This is a genomic window from Neobacillus sp. BP17 (assembly GCF_059579525.1).
This window is the reverse complement of record NZ_CM184198.1, coordinates 1,921,435-1,941,045: the sequence shown is the minus strand read 5'-3', so window position 1 is coordinate 1,941,045 and position 19,611 is coordinate 1,921,435. Positions and strand designations below refer to the sequence as shown.

11 protein-coding genes and 1 tRNA gene are annotated in these 19,611 nt (G+C 37.1%); 2 read left to right on the top strand and 10 right to left on the bottom strand.

Features of this window, described 5'->3' with window-relative positions:
• Positions 1–12: 12 nt before the first annotated feature.
• Positions 13–2,613: a DNA mismatch repair protein MutS gene (gene mutS, locus AC4QJR_RS09345; protein ID WP_496525964.1), complete on the bottom strand. Its 2,601-nt coding sequence runs from the start codon at positions 2,611–2,613 to the stop codon at positions 13–15.
• Between the two features lie 201 nt (positions 2,614–2,814).
• On the opposite strand from mutS, the gene AC4QJR_RS09340 reads away from it, so the two are divergent.
• A complete protein-coding gene (locus AC4QJR_RS09340) occupies positions 2,815–3,558 on the top strand; it encodes a YwaF family protein (protein ID WP_496525963.1) in 744 nt (247 codons plus the stop codon).
• 174 nt (positions 3,559–3,732) lie between these two features.
• Positions 3,733–3,806, top strand: a tRNA-Arg gene (locus tag AC4QJR_RS09335).
• Positions 3,807–3,956: 150 nt separating this feature from the next.
• Here the strand turns inward: AC4QJR_RS09335 and AC4QJR_RS09330 are convergent.
• From AC4QJR_RS09330 to AC4QJR_RS09290, 9 genes are all read right to left on the bottom strand, one after another.
• Positions 3,957–7,349, bottom strand: coding sequence for a PA14 domain-containing protein (locus tag AC4QJR_RS09330; protein ID WP_496525962.1), 3,393 nt, complete (start codon positions 7,347–7,349; stop codon positions 3,957–3,959).
• 461 nt (positions 7,350–7,810) lie between these two features.
• A complete protein-coding gene (locus tag AC4QJR_RS09325) occupies positions 7,811–8,293 on the bottom strand; it encodes a DUF2975 domain-containing protein (RefSeq protein WP_496525961.1) in 483 nt (160 codons plus the stop codon).
• Between the two features lie 211 nt (positions 8,294–8,504).
• Positions 8,505–10,955: a family 43 glycosylhydrolase gene (locus tag AC4QJR_RS09320; protein WP_496525960.1), complete on the bottom strand. Its 2,451-nt coding sequence runs from the start codon at positions 10,953–10,955 to the stop codon at positions 8,505–8,507.
• 31 nt (positions 10,956–10,986) lie between these two features.
• A complete protein-coding gene (gene yjfF, locus AC4QJR_RS09315) occupies positions 10,987–12,033 on the bottom strand; it encodes a galactofuranose ABC transporter, permease protein YjfF (RefSeq protein WP_496525959.1) in 1,047 nt (348 codons plus the stop codon).
• Positions 12,030–13,034: an ABC transporter permease gene (locus tag AC4QJR_RS09310; RefSeq protein ID WP_496525958.1), complete on the bottom strand. Its 1,005-nt coding sequence runs from the start codon at positions 13,032–13,034 to the stop codon at positions 12,030–12,032. Before AC4QJR_RS09310 ends, yjfF begins: the two co-directional genes overlap by 4 nt.
• Positions 13,015–14,547, bottom strand: a complete 1,533-nt coding sequence (locus tag AC4QJR_RS09305) for a sugar ABC transporter ATP-binding protein (RefSeq protein ID WP_496525957.1) — start codon at positions 14,545–14,547, stop codon at positions 13,015–13,017. Before AC4QJR_RS09305 ends, AC4QJR_RS09310 begins: the two co-directional genes overlap by 20 nt.
• A 201-nt stretch (positions 14,548–14,748) precedes the next feature.
• A complete protein-coding gene (locus tag AC4QJR_RS09300; protein WP_496525956.1) occupies positions 14,749–16,635 on the bottom strand; it encodes a substrate-binding domain-containing protein in 1,887 nt (628 codons plus the stop codon).
• On the bottom strand, positions 16,628–17,830 hold the full coding sequence (locus tag AC4QJR_RS09295) for a response regulator transcription factor (protein WP_496525955.1): 1,203 nt from the start codon (positions 17,828–17,830) through the stop codon (positions 16,628–16,630). The genes AC4QJR_RS09300 and AC4QJR_RS09295 overlap by 8 nt, the downstream gene beginning before the upstream one ends.
• 48 nt (positions 17,831–17,878) lie before the next feature.
• The gene (locus tag AC4QJR_RS09290; RefSeq protein WP_496525954.1) at positions 17,879–19,510 is read right to left on the bottom strand and encodes a sensor histidine kinase; all 1,632 of its coding nucleotides are present in this window, start codon (positions 19,508–19,510) and stop codon (positions 17,879–17,881) included.
• Positions 19,511–19,611: the final 101 nt, after the last annotated feature.

The following is a 19,611-nucleotide window of genomic DNA, read 5'->3' as shown; positions in this document are numbered from 1 at the left end:
CCGATTCACCCCCTACTTTAACTTTTTTTGGAGCTCATACAACATATTTATTGCTTGAAGTGGTGTTAAATCCAATATATCTAATTCCTTCATTTTATCAATCACACGCTTCTCTTTAGAAGATAACTCTTGCTTCTTCACATCTTTCGGTTCATCAAAGAAAGAAAGTTGAGCAGGCTGTTCTTCTACGTGAACTACCTCCACTACTTCTGTTTTCGGCTTGACCTCCTGGGAATCAGACTGCTCTAGTGCAGTTAATATTTCATTCGCACGGCTGATTAAGTCTGAAGGCAGTCCTGCCAGCTGAGCGACATGGATACCGTAACTCTTGTCGGCTGGTCCTTCTTTTATTTTATGAAGAAAGACGACTTTTCCATTATGCTCAATCGCACTAACGTGGATGTTTTGCAGCTTAGATAGTTCTTCCTCTAAAACCGTTAATTCATGATAATGGGTGGAAAAAAGAGTTTTTGCCCCAATATTGGTATGAATGTATTCAATGATTGCTTGTGCAAGGGCCATCCCATCATAAGTGGAAGTACCACGCCCGATTTCGTCAAATAAGATTAAGCTGTTTTGTGTAGCATTTGAAATCGCATTTTTAGCTTCAAGCATCTCAACCATAAAAGTACTTTGTCCGGAAATTAAATCATCGGCTGCACCAATCCGGGTAAATACTTGATCAAAAATGGGCAGGACCGCTTCGGAGGCTGGGACGTAACAGCCGATTTGCGCTAGTATCGCAACCAAAGCGACTTGACGCATATAGGTACTTTTCCCCGACATGTTCGGGCCTGTAATCAATAAAACTTCCCGGTCGCTGTCCATGAAGCAATCGTTTGGGACGTATTCCTGGGCGTTCAATACCTTTTCTACCACGGGATGACGGCCTTCTTTAACAACGACACGACCCTCCATGGAAAACTGTGGTTTGACATAATGGCGGTCTTCACTTACTTGAGCGAAGCACTGCAGGACATCCAGTTCACTAATCGTTTTGGCTAATGCTTGTAAACGCGGAATCTGTTCTTTTACAATCTCGCGAATCTCCGTAAACAATTCATATTCCAGTTCACTGCTTTTTTCTTCTGCTTGTAAAATTAATGCTTCTTTTTCTTTTAAATCCGGAGTAATAAACCGTTCCGCATTGGATAATGTTTGTTTCCGTTCGTATTTTCCTTCTTCTAACAGATGGAGGTTTGCACGTGTAATCTCAATATAATAACCAAATACACGGTTATAACCAACTTTTAGTGATTTAATACCGGTCTTCTCACGTTCTTCCCGTTCCAGCTGAGCAATCCACGTTTTTCCATTCCGGCTGGCATCACGGTATTGATCGAGCTGGGCATTGTACCCATCGCGAATCATATTCCCTTCTTTTAAGGAAAGCGGTGGATTTTCAACAATCGCCTGCTCCAACAAATCCGTAATTTCTTCACAAGGATCAAGCACCTCTGCGATTTGGTTCACTTTTTCATCCTTCATACCTTGCAAAATTTGTTGTAAATATGGAACCTGCATTAACGAACGCTTCAATTGGACCAAATCACGGGCATTGATATTCCCAAAGGCTACTCTTCCAGCTAATCGTTCTAAATCATAAACTTCCTTTAGTTTTTCACGTAGTTCTTGACGCTCAAAATAATGTGATATTAGGACTTCCACAATCGATTGGCGCGATTCAATCTCAATTTGACTGATTAATGGACGGTCGATCCAGTGCTTTAACATCCTTCCGCCCATTGCGGTCATCGTCTCATCTAAGAGCCATAATAAAGAACCTTTTTTTCCTTTGGAACGAATTGTTTCTGTTAATTCAAGATTACGTTTGGAATAGTAATCAATTTTCATATATTGATGGATTTGGTAGGTGGTGACTGGCTGTAGATGATCCAAACTTCTTTTTTGCGACCGGTATAAATAATGAAAAAGCCGCGCCATTGTTTGCTTTAGCTTTTCTTGATTCAAATCTTTTAGCAAATGAGAAAAATTCATATCTATTGAACTATTATCTTCAAATGAAATCGCTAAGACGTCACGTTCCCGAAGTTTCTTTTGCCATTCACCGTCAAAGTTGCTCGCAACAACTACTTCCTTCGCACTTAGAACGGCTAACTCATTTAGGACCTCATCAAAATTTTTCGATAGGAGTGTGACTCGGCTTTCACCAGTTGAGATATCATTGTAGGCGAAACCAAAGGTTTCATCATCAAATTGGGTAATTGAGGCAATATAATTATTCTCTTTATCCGATAAACCCTTCCCTTCCATCACTGTACCAGGCGTGATTAATTGGACAACTTCCCTTTTCACCATACCCTTGGTCAGCTTCGGGTCTTCAACCTGCTCACAAATCGCCACTTTAAAGCCTTTTGAAATAAGCTGTTCAATATAGTTAGGTGCAGAATGATAGGGAACGCCGCACATCGGAATCCGGTCATCCGTGCCACCTTGTCTGCTTGTTAGAGTTATTTCTAATTCTTGTGATGCTTTAATGGCATCATCGAAAAACATTTCATAAAAATCGCCTAAGCGAAAAAATAAAAAGGCATCTTGGTAATCTGCCTTAACGGTTAAGTATTGTTGTATCATCGGCGTATATGCAGCCATAATGACCTCCACTAAAAAAAGACTTTCGATTTTCTTCGACAAATCATTATACCATACTTCTAGAGGACTTTATTAGGAAGAAAAATCCTAATTATAGAAGGGAGTGAAATGGAAATATTTTATATTTTTGAAGAGGTGTAAAAGCAATTCCATCGAATATAATTAGAAAAGGTACTATTAGACAAATTAGGTGGTGGGGCAATGGATGGGGTGTTTGGACGCAGCTTTACAAACTATGATTTTGAAATGTTTTCAATCAGTCATTTTGTTATTATTGCAGTCTTAATCCTAGGTTCCATCTTTATCTATCTTAATAGAGATAAATTTAATGCTAAGCAAAGAAGATGGACCGAAATCGGTATCGCTATCACTCTCATCATCATGGAATTGACCTATCATTTTTGGATGATTATAAATGGCAGTTGGAATGTTAGTCACGCTATTCCATTGGAGTTATGCAGCATTAGTTTAATATTAACCGTCCTTCTGTTGATGACAAGGAAAAGAATTATCTACGAGATATTATTATTTACTGCTTTATTAGGCGCATCACAGGCATTATTCACTCCAGCTTTAAATTATGACTTCCCACATTTTCGCTTTTTCCATTTCTTTTATACACATCTGATGGAAATCTGGGTGCCGCTTTATTTTACATGGGCAAAAGGTTACCGGCCGACAATTTGGTCCGTCTTAAAATTATGTATCTTTTTAAATGTGCTTATGCCAATCATTATGTTGATCAATAAGCTGGTGGGCGGAAATTATATGTTCTTAAGTCATAAGCCTGACAGTGCGAGTTTATTAGATGTACTAGGCCCCTATCCATGGTACATTTTATCACTGGAAGGTTTATTAATTGGGCTCAGTTTAATCGTTTGGTTGATATTCCGTGAAAAAACTTCGAAAGGAACCGAAATGGCCAGAGAACTACCGTTCCAATAATATCAACTTTTTTATTGACCTTTTGTCATTAACAAATTATAATAAATAACGTTCCTAATATGTTTTGTCGCCAAGTTTTTACTTCAGCGTACTGATTGAACCGCTTCTTGAATATGCTTTCTGAAATCAGGACGGGATATATTATTAGAAACGAGTAAAATAATATTACAACTTGTCTCGATAGCTCAGCAGGATAGAGCAACAGTTTCCTAAACTGTAGGTCGGAGGTTCGAATCCTCTTCGGGACGTCAAAAAGTCTTGATTTTTCAAGGCTTTTTTATTTTGTTTATTATATCTAAGCAGTAGAACATAAAATAAATAAAATCCCACTTAGCGTACTTAAACTAGCAGAAGTGGGATTTTTTATTAAAAGTATCTGTTCTTACACTTCCAAATGCTTATTGAAGACCTTGCGTTGTAAAATAATCAAATGTCATTGGCACAAGTTGATTACTTACAGTACTTGTTCCATAAATTCCTACTTTACTTACATTAAGATCAGATGTAATGGGATCCGCTGCTTTTTGCCATTCCCCATTCGCCCAGAAAAAGGTTGAAATGACATTACCAGTTTTTTTAATTTTCAAGTAAACCGTGTCATCACCAGGATGTTGTGCGATATTTTGGGCTTTACTATATTTAGCATTTTCTTCCTTAGCTGCTTCAAGTTTTAAGCCATTATCCCAGACGTGACCAAGACGAACATAATTATCCGCATCTTGCCAAATATACAATCCACCTTGCTCATAGTTATTTTGGACAGGAGCGTTTAGTTTGGTCGTAATTTCAAAGTCACCAGATGGGGCATCCTGAAGGAAAACATTCTTAATGTCATTACTTTTCTCATGAGAATCGCCTTTTTGACCTGTAATAACTAAATGACCTGGATTTTCTATTAAGCTCCATTTAGAAGTATCTTCTTGGAATATGGTCCAAGCTTTTGACAATGTGGAGCTATCAAATGGGTCCACTTGAGCCCCTGCTTCAATTGGAGGGTTAACCATCTCCTTAAATTCCCTTAATTGTTTTGTTAGAGTGTCAACAGCAGAAAATTGTTCATCTGAAGTAGCGTGTGGATCATTGTAGACCATTTTAGCTGCTTTGATGGAGTCCTTCAAAAATTCAATGGCTTCCTTCGAATATTCTCCCGGTCCATTACCTTTTTTCACACCTTTTTGGGTGGCCTTTGCACCATCAAGCTTTTCTTTTAAGACATTTTTTGCGGATGATAAAGCGATTAACGACTGGTTGGCTTCACGGACTCGATCTGCATCCATCTTAACAATTTTCCTGTCATAGGTTAACAGTCCATTTAACTCCCCTTCTACATCGGTCGTTTGCGTGTAAACAGCTGCACTAAGACCATTCGCATACATATAACGTTTTAATGATTCAATATAATCGACATACGTATTGGTTACTTCTTCACCGTCTTTCATCATGACGTAGTTCCATCCAGTTGTGCCCCACTCATGTCCAGGTGTTGCCAACCCGAGCCCGCCGTATTCCCCAATTACTGCAATTCGGTTTTCTTCTACTTGTGGTGATCTTGGAGCGGTATACGTATGCCAGTCTAAAACATCCCCAGCTCCAGCGTCAGTCCAGCCACTGGCATTCGAAACTAAACGTGTAGAATCAAGGCTTTTCACATAATTTGTTACCCCCTTGGTGTCGTACTGACCCCAGCCTTCATTAAAGACCGTCCATAAAAAGATTGATGGATGATTGTATCTTTCTTGAACCATTTCTTTGTATTCACGTTCATATTGGGCACGGTCTGCATCCGTGGCTCTTGCACCTGCTCCAGACCCCTCCATGCTCGGCATATCCTGCCACACAATCATACCCAGTTTGTCTGCCCAATAATACCAGCGTTCTGGCTCCACTTTGATATGTTTCCGGATCATATTAAAACCAAGGTCTTTTGTTTTTTCAATATCAAATTTTAATGCGTCCTCTGTTGGTGCGGTTAACCCACTTTCTGGCCAGTAACCTTGATCTAAAGGCCCCATTTGGAAAATAAATTCTCCATTCAATAATGGACGAAGCTGACCATTTACTTTCCCAAGAGAAATTTCCCTCATTCCAAAATAACTCTTCACTGTATCTAAAACTCTAGTATTATCCTTAACATTGACTTGTAAATCATATAAAAATGGATCTTTTGTTGTCCATAAGTGTGGACTTGGGACAGGGACAGCAACTGTTTCCCCAGCTTTACCAGTAGCCACTCCTACTTTCTTTCCTTTTTGATACACAATCGCTTCGATCGTTTTGTTTTCTAAATTCTTACCATTAACCGTTACATTTACTTTATCCGCATGGATATCTGCAACCGTCTTGATCGACTCAATATGTGTTTCAGCAACCGGTTCTAACCAAACAGATTGCCAAATTCCAGAAGTAGATTCATACCAAATACCTTCTGGGTTCGTAGTCTGCTTGCCTCTTGCTTGCCCGCCTGAAGTTTCGTCATAGACTTCAACAATCAGTTCATTATTGCCCTTTACTAAATGATCGGTTATATCAAAGCTAAAGGAATCATAACCTCCAATATGCTCTCCTGCTTTTACTCCATTTACATAGACGACGGTTTTATAATCAACAGCATCAAAATTCAATTTGATTCTTTCGCCATTCCATTTGGATGGGACTGTAAAGCCTCGTTTATACCACATATGTTTTTCCTGTCTATCAATTCCAGAAAGCTCGGATTCGACTGCAAATGGAACAAGAATCGATTCCTTTAGTTTCTTGCCTGCAGGAACCGCTTCACCCTCTGCTGCACGTTGAAACTCCCATTTCCCATTAAGGTTCATCCAATCCTCGCGTACCAATTGTGGACGTGGATAATCTGGTAAAACACTTTTAGGGTCCACTTTATCAGCCCATGGTGATTCAATGTTAAATTGGGAAAGGTTTTCGGCTCTGTTTGTAAATGCAGATACCTCATTTCCCTCTTTTGTTAGGATATTCCCCTCTCCATCATAGCTTACTAGCACATTAGTAGCCGATCTTTCATAGATTGGTGCAGTGGTCTCGAGTACGATTGTTGAAGGGTCATGTTTCTTTAAAGAAAGATTAACAAGTTCCCATTCACGTCCACTTAACTTCACTTTAAAATGTCTCTGAAGTCCTTGTGGCAAAGCTTCCAGTTCATGATTAAAAGCTAATTCAACATGCTTCCCGTCTTCTAAAACTTTTATTGTTTTAATATCATTACTTATGCTGTACCCATCTGGAAGGAAAAAAGCACTGCTTGGGACAATTTGTTTTTCTGTACTCGCACTAGACCAATAGAGTCTAAGATTGGAGCCGCCATAATTTTCAAAGTATTCTACTTTGATATCATATTCTTTCCCTGCTTCTAACGAAATGGGTGCACTCTTTTGCTCAATATCCCATTTATCCTCCCAAAAATCAATCGCTAGCTTGCCATCAATCCACACTCTGAAACCGTTATCGCCTATCATGTAAAAGGTGTAATCTTCTGTTTTTTCAGGAACAATCTTACCTGTCCACCTAGCAGAAACATCATCATTTTGGCCGGTAAACATATTTAATGTTGGTTCTAAATCAGGAAAATTAATATTGTAATCGACAATCGTAGTTTTCAATTCCTTGAAGTCAAACTTTCCGGGGCCTGAAGAGGTATAATATTCCCCCTTTAACCCATGAGCTTTTTCAATTGTTGCTGCCTTTGCTGATGATTTTGTTAAATCACTTAATCCCAATGCCTGTGATAGAGCAATCGTAACGATTGACGAATAGACCAATAGCTTTTTTTTCATATTCCTTACCTCCCTTAATAGAACTCATTCATGATCAAGTAAAACTGGAAAATTCACCTTGCCAAATCTCCTCCTCTTTTGTCTTTACAAAACAACTTTACCAAGAATTCTAGTAAAGGTATTTACAATATGTGGCTAAGATTTACAATTTTCTGATAATTATAAATACCTATTACCTCTAGCCTATAAAAAAGCGTAAGAAAAGGAGGAAGACCAGACTAAGCCGTTCCACTTTGAGGTGCATATAATAAAATTGACAACAAAAATGGCGTGCGAACTGACAACAGTTTTGGCACGCCATTTTTACGTTATTTATATAAAATTTAACATTGAAACTTTCTTAACTATTAGATAGTTTACTTGATTAATTTGTTGTTTATTTTTATTGAGTTCTTTTAAGGTTCAAGGATCATGTGATTACTACCTTCCATCAAAAACAACCTATCTAATATTTAAAAATGTTAATTGTTTTTTGGCTGTGAATCCAAGAAATCCTTTATAGTTTTTTGAAGTACATCCACAATGGCTGCGATAACACTTGTTGCCAAGATACTCATTAGACCTATAGATATTGGACCTGCTGCATCATCACCTGTGAATTGAACAAGCACCCTTAAATAAACTATTCCTAATAAAATGAAGAAAATGACAGTAAACGTGCATTTTTTAATTTTCTTTAAAGATTGAAGAGCTAACTCAGAAAAAGCATTATTCTTTTCGACATAGGTTAAAAGTTTAAATATTTGATACACCGCCACAGAAAACGTAATACATATTCCATATGCACATACCAAAAGTGGATATAGCGAATAATCACCTGGACGTTCTATTGCATCTCTTCTGGCTGCATCAGGCAAAAAGTATAAGCACACGGCAAGCACTGCAATTCCAACCATAAAAATAATGACCTTTAAGAAAGTGATTGAACCTCGTTTAACATTCATTTAAGACACCTCACTTATTAAATAACAATATGAATTTAACACATTATATATCGTTTTTCAATAAACTTTTGCTGATTTTTATTATATTATTGTTGTTATTTATAATTCCTTTTAACTTTAAACAAAAAAAAGCATTTCTCATTACAAAGAAATGCTCTTACTTTAAATATTTTTAAGACCAGACTTCACTCTTTATAGAGACTACTATAAACTACTCCCAAAAATCGATTAATGCTTTTGCATCTTGATTGAGAATGTCCTTTGTTTCATCTGCAATGAACTTTTTCATTGCTTCATTATTTAAATGCTTTAAGAAATCGTTCATTTTACTAATTGCTTGCTTCTTGTTCTTTTTCTCCAATTGTTGTGCTGCTCCGTCTAGACTGTTGCTAAGTTGGGTGGCCAATGGATGATCAATTTTCCCATCCTTTTTAGATTCAGCAATGATTTTTTTCATCCCATCTAAACTAACCGTCGGATTGGGTACATCTGCCTTATACATCGTTAGATAATCAAAATTCACATTACCAATACTTCCATTATCAATTCGATAACTAATGACATTTTTTCCGGCCTTAAGACTCAACCGTTCAGTAGCTGTAAACCATTCTTCCCAGCTGGTGGCTGTTTTATCGGGTGTAATTGTTTTTACATGGATCCCATTGACATATACATTGATCTTTGCTCTTGCAGGTAACTGTATGCTTGAGTTATCGGTAGACTCCCCTTCTACTTGAACACCATATGCATATCTAGTCCCTACGATATAATCACCAGCATCTTTTGCAGATACAACAAAATTTGCTTCCGCACCAGATTTTTTTGGCAAGTTAATATAGCCCGTTCCCTGAAAATTTTTATAGCTATTATCTGTTGTAATATCACCTAAATGAATAGCATCTTCTGCTTGATACATATCACCTTGCCCTAAATCACCAGAAGGTAATTCCTGCCATTCATATGGAGAAACCGGTTCACCAAAGTTAGGTGTTCCATCCTCATTCCAGCCAAATTTCTTAATATTTACTTGACGCCACGAGTTACGCCCAGTATCTTTGTAGACTCGTGAATGATAGATCATCCAATCTTCGGTATCGTCTACTGATTTGACAAAACCTGCTCTGGCAGGACCTGATACTTCTTTCGTAGCAACAAACACATTTTCTTTACGAGTCCAAGAATTGGGATTTAAAATATCTCCATCGGTATTCATAAAATAGGATAAGCGATAATCATTTGCTTGATAATCCCCAACCGACATGGTGATAAATACTTTTCCATCTTTTTGTAATACACGAGGACCTTCCCCGCCGCCGCCTGGTAAGAATGAGCGGTCCTTTGTAATGGTGTAGGGATTATCCATTGGAGCAATTGCGGGACCAATTGGTTCACCCTCACCTAAGGTACCCCAAACAGCATACAGCTGGCCCTTATTTTCAAAAACCGTTAAATCGTTCGCTTGTTTATACTTACCGTTTTCCCCCAGATATAATGCACCTTTATCCACATACTCCCCTTGCGGATCATCGGTAACAGATTCCAACACGGTTCCCATATGTTTGTATCCATATTCCTTCAAGTCAGCACAGTAATAGATATACCATTTGCCATCAAAGAAGAAGATTTCTGGAGCAAAAATACGCGTTTGTGTTCCTTTTGAATCATAGACCATTACCTTCTCACCTTGATCTGTCAATGTACGGGATTTGGATACATAAACTTTATTGTTAGAATCTAAGTTACTAGAAGAAACAAAGTAATAGAATCCATCTTTGTACGTTACAAATGGGTCCTGTCCTTGATATAACGGATTGTTAAATTTGTCATGTACTGTAGAACTTGTGACACCCATTTCTTTCATAAAGTCGGAACGGGCAATCGATACAGTCTCAGCTTCCTTTATTATTAACTCTGCCTTTTCTCTATCGTCACCTTCTTGATCATCAATTGTATTAAGCAATTCCAGAGATTCAATTTTTGTTGCCTTTAAGTTGTTTACTACGTTTTTAGATACTTTGTCTGCAAAGTTATCTATCAAGTAATCTAGCTTTTGAATTTCTGCTGTTAAATCACTTTTTTTAGTAGTAATGACACGATCTATCGGCAAAAAAAGCGCTGATTCTGGAACAACCTCCCTTTTCTGGCTGGCACTTTCCCAGTCCATCCGGAGCGAAGAGCCTCCCCAGCCTTGTAAATATTCAACTTTAATATCATAATGCTTTCCTGCTTCTAATGAAACTGGCGCACTAACTTGTTCGATTTCCCATTTTTGCTCCCAAAAGTCTATGATCAACTTCCCATCAATCCAGAGTCTAAACCCGTCATCCCCTATCATATGGAAGGTATAATCCTCCGTGTATTTCGGCACAATCGTGCCAGTAAAGCGAGCAGTATTATAATCCGGTGTTCCTGAAAATTCATTAAAAATGCCTGCAAAGGAATCACCATTCAAATTTCCAATGGCTCTTTCTCCCCGCTTATCATCAAAATTAAATACATTAATATCTTCTCGATTATCTGGGTTTGGTTCTACTTTAAAAAACTCCCCCAACAAACCGTGCCCATCCATCGTGGGATCTGCGGCTTTAACCTTCATAGGCAGGTTAATTGAGCCTGCAAATAGGAAGATTGCCAAGAATATTCCTAAGATTTTTTTCATCATTGTTCCTCCTTTTTCTTCATATTAAAAACTTCTAATCGAGATCACTTGCAACCGAATGAGAATTTACTTGTATATTACTAGGTTTTTTTTCAAGTTTTATGACCCGCTTTCTTCCGCGCCTCATGATGATCAGCCTTTGTAAGAGGATGAACAAAAAGAGAAGGAAGCCAACAGCAATTTTCGTCCACCACGAACTAAGCGTTCCTTGGAACATGATAATGGTTTGAATAATTCCCATACTGAGGACACCAAGTGTGGGTCCTATTAAATATCCGAACCCCCCAGTTAGTAGAATACCACCAATAACACATGCGGCAATAGCATCCATTTCCATCCCTTGCAGGTGGAGTCCATAGCCCGACAACATGTATAATGTAAAAACTAAGCCACCTAAAGCAGAGCAAAATCCTGATAAAATATAGACCATCATCGTTGTTTGTTTCACTGGGAGACCCATTAATTTTGCTGATTTCACATTCCCGCCAATGGCATAAACATTTCGGCCAAACTTTGTAAACTTAGCCATGTAAATCGCAGCTGCCACTACGATGAGGGCAATAATCGTTCCTATTGAAATGTAACTATCTCCCATCAAATAAACTTTCGCCTGCGAAATAGAGCTATAGGTTTCATTTGTTATGACAATACTTTCTGTACTAATCAGGAAACTTGCTCCTCTTGCTAGGAACATGCCTGCCAGTGTAACAATCCAAGGATGTAAATCGAAGCGATAGATCAAATACCCTTGACATGCACCGAAAAGGACGCCAATGAGTAACGTAAGCAGCATAACAAGATACGCATTTAACCCCTGCTGTAACAACGAAGCCGAAACCATGCTAATAAAGGCAACTAACGCGCCAACCGATAAGTCAATCCCCCCGGTGATAATGACAAACGCCAAACCGGTAGCAACAATGATTAAATAGGCATTATCAATAAATAGATTTAAAAATACTTGTGAACTAAAAAAACCAGTGTAGGAAAATGATCCATATCCGAATAATAAGACAATTAATAGAATGGTAGCCACGATGAAAATATGATTTTCTTTCATACTAAATTTTAATAGCCTCATGAGATGCTCACCTTCTTATTTCTAACTTGCGAAAAGAGTTTTCTAAATTCCTCTGACTGAAATAGACATACAATAATAACAACAAAGGCTTTTACAACCATAACAATTTGAGGATTTATTCCAACAGAATAGATGGTTGTAGTTAACGTCTGAATAAATAAAGCGCCAACTACCGTGCCACCTAGAAAATATCTTCCGCCACGCATAGAAGTACCACCAATAACAACAGCTAAAATAGCATCGAGCTCAATCCATAAACCGGCATTATTGGAATCCGCACTGCTAACATTGGCACTTACAATAATCCCTGCAATTGCCGCACATACTCCACAAATGGTATAAACGAGGATAATAATCTTCTTTGGTTGAATTCCAGCGAATTGACTAGCAGTCTTGTTACTGCCTATTGATTCAAGGAAAAGTCCCATAGCTGTTCTTTTCTTCAGAACAATCATGATCAACAGGATGGCAGTGCCGATAAATATTGGAAAAGGCAGTCCGAATAGAAAACCAGAGCCAAGGTATCCATATACATCATTATCAATCGTTAATATCTGCCCGCCTGTTATCAACTGGGCAATCCCTCTGCCTACTGTTAACAAGATTAAAGTGGCAACCATTGGCTGTATTTCAAAAACAGCAACCAATATCCCATTCCATAGGCCGCATAAGATCCCAACAATAACTGCTGCCATTAGCGCCACCCAAACGGAAGTGGTGTCCATCATTGAAGCAGCCAGTGCCCCAGATATAGCCAAAACTGAACCAACTGAAATATCAATACCCTCTTTTGCTATCACAAGAGTCATACCTATAGCAATGATTAACAACGGCACTACACGATTTAAAATATCAATTAAACTTCCAAATAAGTGCCCATCCTTTAACTCTATTGAAAAAAAGCCAGGAATGAAAATCGAATTTAGAAGGAGAAGTGCAAATAACGCTACCAGTGGCCAAAAAATTTTCATTTGGGTAAAGTTAGATAGTGCTTGCTTCAATTACACCCTCTCCTTCCGCTATCATATCCATGATCCTAGACTCAGTCATTTCTTCCCCTTGCAATTCTCCAATTTTGTATCGGTCTCGAAGCACAACGACTCTGTCACAGCACGCAACCACTTCTTCTAACTCGGCAGAAATAAACAATATCGATAAACCCTCCGCTGCCAGATCTAAGATTAATTTGCGAATTTCACCCTTTGATCCAACATCAATTCCTCGTGTTGGCTCGTCTAATATTAGTAATTTCGGATTCGTTGCTAACCACCTTGCAAGGATTACCTTTTGCTGATTTCCACCGCTCAGATGATCGATTCTTTGTTCCATACTAGGTGTTTTAATTCTTAACAGATCTATATACTTTTGGGCAATTTCTTTTTGTTTTTTGATCGGAATATGTCTAAATAATCCCTGTTTCGTCTGTAAACCTAAGACAATATTCTCACGAATTGTCAATTCATTTACAATACCTTCCATTTTACGGTCTTCAGGGCAAAAACTTAACCCTTTTTCGATCGCAACCTTTGGATTCATCGACCGGATCATTTCATGATCAATGGTTAGAACACCTTGATCAGCCTTATCTATTCCAAAGATTACCTTAGCTATTTCTGTCCTTCCTGAACCCAACAATCCAGCTAACCCTAAAACTTCTCCTTTACGGATAGATAAGCTGATTGGATTAATCATTCCTTGCCTGCCTAAATTGTTGGCAGTTAAAAATTCTTCCTGACTTCTTTCTCTTCTAGTCCTGTGATTCTGACTAGAAGTATTTTCTCCCCATTCTCTGCCAATCATTTTAGATACCAGTTCTGTTCTTGATATCTTTTGGGTCTCATATTCTCCTATTTTTTTACCGTTTCTAAGCACGGTAATCCGGTCGGTTATTTCAAAAATTTGATCTAAGAAATGGCTGACAAAAATAATACCCATACCTTCATTTTTTAAATTCAGCATGACATCAAACAACTGCCTCACTTCATTTTTATCCAAACTTGAAGTGGGTTCATCCAGAATTAATATGCCACTTGAAATATCGACAGCTCTGGCAATAGCTACCATTTGTTGAACAGCTGTTGAATAAGATGATAAAATTTTCGTCACATCTATATTTATCCTTAATCTTTCCGACAGAATTTTCTCCGCTCTTCGGTTCATTTCTTTCCAGTCAATTCTTCCACTGCGTTTAGGTTCCCTTCCAATGAAGATGTTTTCTGCCACTGAAAGGTTTTCACACAAGTTGATTTCTTGGTACACTGTACTAATTCCTAATCGTTGTGCCTCCTGGGGGGAGTCTGGATTAATTTTTTCACCCTCCAAATAAAACGTTCCTTCATCTTTTTCATATACACCTGTTAAAACCTTAATTAACGTGGATTTCCCTGCTCCATTCTCACCCATTAGCGAGTGAATTTCGCCTCTTCGTAAATTGAAATCCACGTTTGACAATGCTTTTACTCCGGGGAACGATTTTGTAATTCCTTCCGCTCTCAATAATATCGCAGAACTCATTTGAATCACCTACTTTATCTCATAATAGTAAACATGACGTCGTCTCTAATAATGCTTACCATTAGTATAAATAAGCCCCAAAAATATGTATTTAAAATAAAGTGTCTTTTTTTATAAATTTCAGATAATTACTCCAATACAGAAGCAACAAAAAAGAGAGTCAATTAATTACAGATAATTGACTCTCCCGTCATCACTCATTTAATAGTTTCTTTTCTTCATTTCTTTTCTTGCTTCTTCTTGTGTAAACGTTCGTTCAGTAGTAATAATCCTCATTGGAATTTCTTTGCCCATCACTAGATCTTTTGCAGATTTCATCAATTGAGGTCCTAACAACGGGTTACATTCTACTGAAAAATTTAGTTTTCCTGTACTTAATGCACTGAATGCTTTTTTCGTTGCATCGATTGAAATGATTTTTATATCTTTACCCGGCTTCAACCCGAACTCTTCAATGGCTTCTATTGCCCCAATGGCCATATCATCATTGTGAGCATAGACCACGTCAATTTCCTTATGATACTTTATGAGCGCATTTTTCATCATTTCTTTTCCGCGGGCAAATGTAAAATCCCCCTGCAGCGATTCCAGTATTTGATAGTTTGGATTATCAACTAACACTTCATTAAATCCCTGTTCTCTTCCTTCGGCGGGAGCTGAATTCTGAGTCCCTCTTAATTCAATAATATGAATCACTTTATTGTCAGGATCCTTTTCATTTACTAACCATCTTGCCGCTCTTCTTCCCTCTTCGATAAAGTCCGATCCAATAAATGATGTCCGTAAAGATGAATCATTTACATCTATTTCTCGATCTGAAAGGATAATAGGTATTCCAGCTGCTTTCGCTTCCTTAAGCACTCCTTCCCAACCATGTTCTACTTTTGGGGAAAAGGCAATTACATCTACTTTCTGTTTAATAAATTCTCTAATGATGTCTATTTGCTTTTCTTGGTTATTATTTGCATTCTTCAGAATTAGTTTGATCCCAGCCTTTTTTGCGGCATCCATAATAGAATTAGTATTAGCTGCACGGAATTCACTTTCATTTCCTACCTGAGCAAACCCGAGTGTGATATTCCGTTTTTTATCACCGGTTGAATTTGTCACTTTTTCTTTTTCTTTGAGATAATCAGTAATATTATTACGGTTCACCTCATGATTTCTTAAGATAATCTTTTTAGGAATGACCTCTTTTTCATTGAGAATCTCCATTGCATACTGTATCGCTTCCTTCCCGCCAGTCGGGGTAATGAAAGTTGTGTCTATTTTTTTCTCTTTTACTAACTGTAATCCACCATTGGGCTTATTGACCCCATCGCTTCCAATGATCACAACATCTTTAAGAGCCAATGATTGAATTGCCCTATATGCTCCCAATGCCATTGCATCATTATGGGCATAGATTAAGTCAGGTGGTTCAGCACCATTTTGCAATAAATCCTTTAGCTTATCTTCGGCATAATCTCTTTGCCAGTTTCCTACAAGGACATCACTAATTTTGTAGCCGGGATTTTTAAGCAATGTCTCCTGAAAACCTTTACTTCTCTCCTCTGCTTGTAATGCACTCTCAAGCCCTTTTATTTCAACGATGTTTCCACCCTTATGACTTAGCAAATTCATTGCAGCTTTAGCAGCCATCTCGCCTATGAAATAATGATCAGAACCAATATAGAGTGTATAGTTATAACCTGTGACACCTCTTCCAAGAACAATTACTGGTATATCTTTATAGATTTTTGAAATGACAGGCGTTAAGGCAGATGAATTATCAATGGAAACAATCAAAAGGTCAATTCCATACTCTTTTAAGGATTGAATATCGTTAATTTGTTTATCGGTACTTTGAGCAGCATCAGTATAAATCACTCGTACATTGTCATACTTAACGACTTCATTCTTTAATTCCTCATTCATGAGAACCTGCCATGGTTCATTTAAGTTTGGTTGTGATACGCCAATGACAAAATCGACTTCATGCTCCTCTGACGCCTTACCAATGGATATCGTTTGTCCCAGCATAAAAAGAAGAAATAAACCGATACTCGTCCCAAATAATACGGTTCCATATTGAATTTTTTTATTCATAACTTTTTGCACCGCTCCTATATACCGTTGGAGAAATCCCTGTTACTTTTTTAAAGGCGTTGCAAAAATAGTGTTGTGTGCTATATCCAACCATATCAGCAATTTCATAAATCTTTAAATATGGATCTTTCATTAACATAAGTGCTTTATTTATTCTTACTTTAGTCAAATAGTTGATAAAGGAAGCACCCAGCTCCGTTTTTATTTTCTTACTTAAGTAGGTTGGACTTACTTGAACCATATCAGCTACTTCGTTCAAAGAGATACTATGTTCGAAATAATGATGATCAATATAATCTTTAGCAAGGATCACCATTGGAGATAAACCATTATAAGAAGTGATCTCTTTTCTTAAGCTCTTGAAATAAGCTGGAAACTCTTGATAGTTCGTAAGAATTTGCTCATTACATAAAATCACTCTTCCTAAAAATCTTTCGGCATATTCTTTAACTTCTCGATTCACCCTAATCAATTCTTCCATATCAATATTGGGCAGAATTGAAATTGTTTGACCGGTATGGTCTTCGAACACTTCACGGTATGGATACGCTTTCAAAATTTCTTCGATTATATTTTTTAAAGAGAATGCAATCAGCGTTTCACTCCAATATTGCTCTGTTCCACCTTCATCAATCTCTTTTACCACTTTATACATGCTGATTCCAACTTGCCCTTCTAATTTTATATCTAGTAATTGGAATCGCTTTTTCACATTTTCATCCGATAGCTGACCAGTCCCCCACTCTTGAAAGAATTTTCCCTTTAGGAATTGCTTGTTATCTTCTAACTGCAAATCTAGTTGTTTATTTCTACTAGTTGTCTCAAGTATCTCCAATGCATTCATTACTGTTTTTTTTAATTCCTCTGTATTTACAGGTTTTAATATATAGTCAAAAACATCCATTTTTATGGCCTGTTGGGCATAACTAAATTGGTCATACCCACTGATCACAATAAAAATCGATTCAGGAAGATGCTCCCTTAACTCTTTTATTAATTCTAACCCATTTAAAAAGGGCATATTAATATCTACGAATAAAATATGAGGTTGTAATTCGATGGCCATTTCTAATGCGATTTCTCCATCCTCAGCCTCACCAACGATTTCAATAGAGTAATCTTCCCAGTTTGCAGCATTCCTAAGCCCTCTTCTTATCGTTGTTTCATCTTCGGCAATTAATAATTTCCACAACATTAATCCCCCTCGATAATCAACTAAATTATTACTATATTAACCACTTTTTCACATAAACTTAGTAGGAAGTTCTGCAATTACTGTCGTTCCTATTTTAAATTCACTTTCAACACGTATTCCATAGTTTGGTCCATGCGTTAACTTAATTCGTTCATTGACATTATATAACCCATACCCTTTTTTATGTTCATCACTCATCGTTGCTAATGAATCGTTTAAATGGTGGAGACGTTCTTTTTCTATACCAATTCCAGTGTCAGATACAGATAATACTAATACATCCTGGTCAATCCCAATACGAATGGTGATTTTCCCTTTCCCCCGCTTGTTTCTAATCCCATGATAAATTGCATTTTCAACCAGTGGTTGTAAAGTAAGCTTCAGAACTTGGTAATTTTTCACCTCTTCTTCCATCTCTATTTCATATTCAAGCTTAGATTCATATCGTGTCATTTGAATGATCAGATAGCTTTTGACATGTTCAATTTCTTCTTCTACGGTGATAAATTCATTGCCTTTATTTAAACCAATTCTAAATAAAGTCGTAAGTGCATTCACCATTTCTACAATTTTATATACTTTATGTTCCTGGGCCATCCATTGAATGGTATCGAGTGTATTATATAAAAAATGAGGTTTAATTTGAGCTTGTAAAATTTTGAGTTCCGCTTCACGTTTGCTTTTTTGTTCGCGATAAACCAAGTCAATCAGCTGTTCAACTTTTTGAATCATCTTATTGTAGCTGTTTCCTAGTTGACCAATTTCATCATTGTATTTTCCATGGAATCGCAAGTCTAATCTTCCTTCTTCTACTTTACCCATTAAATTCATGAGTTTTTTTACAGGATTTGTGATTGTACTGGCAAAAAACAAGGATACAAATGCACCAATCACTAAGGTAATCACCGCAATAATAAATGTGTAGCCCTGGACTTTTGAAACAACCTCGGTCGTTTCGTCCAACGAAAATACTCCTACAATTTTCCAATCTATATCAGGAATCGTGTTATAAATGATTTGAAACTTATCTTTTTTAATCTTCTTTTCGATAGGTGGTGACTCTTTTTCTGCTATCCAAGCAGGATGAATACGATATACTGTCGAATTGACAGGCGAATAGACAACATTTCCATCCTTATCCATAATAAAAATAAAGCCACTTTTCCCAAGCTTGATAGATTCAATAACGTTTTTGATGAAATCTAACTTTAGATCAATTAGGATGACACCTTCAACTTTGTTGGTTTTAGGATTTTTTACAGCCTTTACAAGTGATAAGACATTATTAACTTGATAGCTTAATTGATTTTTGAGATTTCTTCCAATCGGATTACTTATTAAATGTATTTTATTAGGTGATTCTATTGCTTTTTTATACCAAGACTCTTCTGTAAGTGGGTCTCTAGATACTCGTATCATTTCATTACTAATAGAATTATCAAATTGGTTAACTAATAGAGTCCCAGCTATTTCAGGATGACGATCTTTATAGACTTGGATTTTTTCTTTCATTCCCCTTTCCATTGTTGACGAAGTGTGTTTTTGTTCCATGAATTGCTGAACAAAATCCTCATTAGCTATGTAATACATAATATTATCATTTTCTTGAATAGTGGTTTCTATGTTATTCCATACTTGTTCAAGCATCTGGTCAGTATACACATTTGCTTCCTGTTCCATGGATTTCTTGTATATATTTCCCCCTAAAAGGCTTAGTGTGGAAACACATAAAATAATAATAACAATGAAATAGAATAATAACTTAAATCGAATACTAATGT

What these genes read in the sequence shown, in the direction of transcription:
- AC4QJR_RS09340 (WP_496525963.1), top strand. Translation starts at nt 2,815, where the DNA reads ATGGATGGGGTGTTTGGACGCAGCTTTACAAACTATGATTTTGAAATG.
- AC4QJR_RS09295 (WP_496525955.1), bottom strand. Translation starts at nt 17,830, where the DNA reads ATGTTGTGGAAATTATTAATTGCCGAAGATGAAACAACGATAAGAAGA.
- AC4QJR_RS09290 (WP_496525954.1), bottom strand. Translation starts at nt 19,510, where the DNA reads ATGGAACAGGAAGCAAATGTGTATACTGACCAGATGCTTGAACAAGTA.
- mutS (WP_496525964.1), bottom strand. Translation starts at nt 2,613, where the DNA reads ATGGCTGCATATACGCCGATGATACAACAATACTTAACCGTTAAGGCA.
- AC4QJR_RS09330 (WP_496525962.1), bottom strand. Translation starts at nt 7,349, where the DNA reads ATGAAAAAAAAGCTATTGGTCTATTCGTCAATCGTTACGATTGCTCTA.
- yjfF (WP_496525959.1), bottom strand. Translation starts at nt 12,033, where the DNA reads ATGAGGCTATTAAAATTTAGTATGAAAGAAAATCATATTTTCATCGTG.
- AC4QJR_RS09325 (WP_496525961.1), bottom strand. Translation starts at nt 8,293, where the DNA reads ATGAATGTTAAACGAGGTTCAATCACTTTCTTAAAGGTCATTATTTTT.
- AC4QJR_RS09320 (WP_496525960.1), bottom strand. Translation starts at nt 10,955, where the DNA reads ATGATGAAAAAAATCTTAGGAATATTCTTGGCAATCTTCCTATTTGCA.
- AC4QJR_RS09305 (WP_496525957.1), bottom strand. Translation starts at nt 14,547, where the DNA reads ATGAGTTCTGCGATATTATTGAGAGCGGAAGGAATTACAAAATCGTTC.
- AC4QJR_RS09300 (WP_496525956.1), bottom strand. Translation starts at nt 16,635, where the DNA reads ATGAATAAAAAAATTCAATATGGAACCGTATTATTTGGGACGAGTATC.